3 protein-coding genes are annotated in these 1,927 nt (G+C 60.1%); all 3 read right to left on the bottom strand.

Going from position 1 to position 1,927, the window contains the following annotated elements; all coding sequences use genetic code 11:
- Positions 1-113: 113 nt before the first annotated feature.
- Positions 114-410, bottom strand: a complete 297-nt coding sequence (locus tag ACP5VX_RS07150; RefSeq protein ID WP_428725190.1) for a hypothetical protein — start codon at positions 408-410, stop codon at positions 114-116.
- Positions 382-1,500 carry a signal peptidase I gene (locus tag ACP5VX_RS07145; protein ID WP_428725189.1) on the bottom strand — a complete coding sequence of 373 codons (1,119 nt, stop codon included), beginning with the start codon at positions 1,498-1,500 and terminating at the stop codon, positions 382-384. Before ACP5VX_RS07145 ends, ACP5VX_RS07150 begins: the two co-directional genes overlap by 29 nt.
- Before the next feature lie 57 nt (positions 1,501-1,557).
- The coding region (locus tag ACP5VX_RS07140) for a hypothetical protein (RefSeq protein ID WP_428725188.1) at positions 1,558-1,927 on the bottom strand (370 nt) is incomplete at its 5' end.

Genomic DNA, 1,927 nt, shown 5'->3' with positions numbered 1-1,927 from the left:
GACAGCCCTCGTGAAGAAGTAGCTGTAGAGGCCCAGGAACACCGCCGAGGAGACCGCGCCCACCAGCCCTCCCGTGAAGCACAGCCTGAGCTGGACAGTGTAGTCCTCGCCCTCTAATAGGGCGAGCAGCAGGTTGGCCCCGCTGAACACCATGTAGACGGCGAACAGGACGAGGGGGCGGCCATGTAGCTCGTCCTGTCGAGCTCGTCAACCGTTATCGGCGTGCCGTAGTAGGTGACCCGGTAGTGGGAGAACGCGACCAGACCGTCGAGGACCCCGTAGACCCGGTAGAGCGGTAGCACTAGTGCGAGGACCATGTAGACTCCGTAGAACAGGGTGGGGAACCCCGTGACGTAGTGGACCTTCTTGTACCTCTCCTCCTCACCGACTACAGGGCTCGGCTCTCCCAACCCAGACCACGCTCTCGTTCCCGTAGTAGTAGGAGACTCTTACGTACGCGTAGTCGAATACCCCCCGGAGCTCCAGCCTGTACGTCTCCATCGGCTCTACTGTCACGTCAAAGGACTCATCCCGGCTGTGCACGACGTTCACTAGGCCGACCCACGTAGAGTTCACGTAAGTGACTCTCACCGAGACGTTCTCGAGGGGGAAGGGCAGGGTGTTCTCGACGAGCAGGGTACAGCCCTCCACCTTCACCGCCGGCTTGCGTAGAGCGAAGTGTATCGGGTAGTAGCCTTTGAGGAGGCCTCTGTCGAGCTTCGCGGTCAGGTTCACGTAGAAGTAGTTCACCCCGGCCTGGAAGAGCTCCTTGTACAAGCCTGTTGGTACACCGATTACCACCCTGCTACCGTTGACCACCCTCGCGTAGGTGCAGGAGTAGAGGCCTGCCGGGCTTACAACACTACAGCTGGAAACGCCGACTATACTCGTGTTGAAGGTCGAGTAGTCCAGTGTGAGAGCCGTGTAGTCCCCGGATATCTCGTAGCCCGCGAGCTCGAGGCTGGGGGCTTGGAGGACGGTTCTATAGGGCGGCCGGCCCACCACGTAGAGGGCTGTGAACACCGCGTAGAGCGTTACGAACAGGACGAACAAGGTCGTCTCTAAGTGTAGGGGCTGGAAGAGCCGCCTCAAGTCCCAGAGGGGTATGAACAGCGAGGTCACCAGTACCACCGCCAGCGGGAGCCACACCGCCAGCGGTATTGCGAGGGCCGCTCTGTACTTGACGGCCGTCTCCGGGACGGGAGGGTCTGGGGCCGGGTTGAAGTCCCCCTTAGTCACGACAGCGCCTCCGGCTACTTCCACGACCCTGTGTACCACGCAGTGGAATAAGCCTGTGCAGTAGATCACCACGTCGCCCTTCGAGAAGCCCGTCAGCCAGACGGCGGTGCTCAAGACCAGGTCGCCCGGCTTGAGGGAGGGGTACATTGAGTAGCCGGCGACCAGGCTCAGGGCGAAGGGCGGGAAGCCTAGGTAAGGGGCTAGGAAAGCCGCGACCAACAGTGCCGCTACAACGAGTAGAAGCATGTCCCTCGGGTACATGATAGCACCATGAAGGTTGTTAGAGTTGATAAAAAAAGTTTTTTAGTGGTGTCGTGTCTACGGCGGCTGCTCGCTGGACGGGCTGTAGACTAGGAGTAGCTGGGCGGTAACTGGCGCTGGTAGCTGGTAGCCCTCTGGTATGTACACGTAGAGGTCGATCTCCACCGCTCCGCCCGCCGGGATCGTTGTTAGATTGACCCACGATGTGGTGGTCAGGTTGAGGCTGGCAATGTAGGAGGCCGATTCCGGAGCGGGCGTCGGGTAGCCAGAGAGGCTCCTATTGGCATTCGCCTTGTACACGTAGAGGACTAGCTGGGAGTCTTGCGGTAGACCCGTCGCGGGGTTTACGACCTTCAGGTACGCGTAGTACGTCTTCGAGTCACCGTTCACTATGAGGCTGACGTTCTTGTAGTACGACACCCAGTAG

The sequence above is a fragment of the Thermogladius sp. genome (genome assembly GCF_049970955.1).
GTDB lineage: Archaea > Thermoproteota > Thermoprotei_A > Sulfolobales > Desulfurococcaceae > Thermogladius.
The sequence above is the reverse complement of the archived record's forward strand: the minus strand, read 5'-3'. Positions and strand labels throughout refer to the sequence as shown.

Excerpts from the sequence above, each read along its gene's own strand:
- ACP5VX_RS07145 (WP_428725189.1), bottom strand. The coding sequence starts at position 1,500 with ATGTACCCGAGGGACATGCTTCTACTCGTTGTAGCGGCACTGTTGGTC.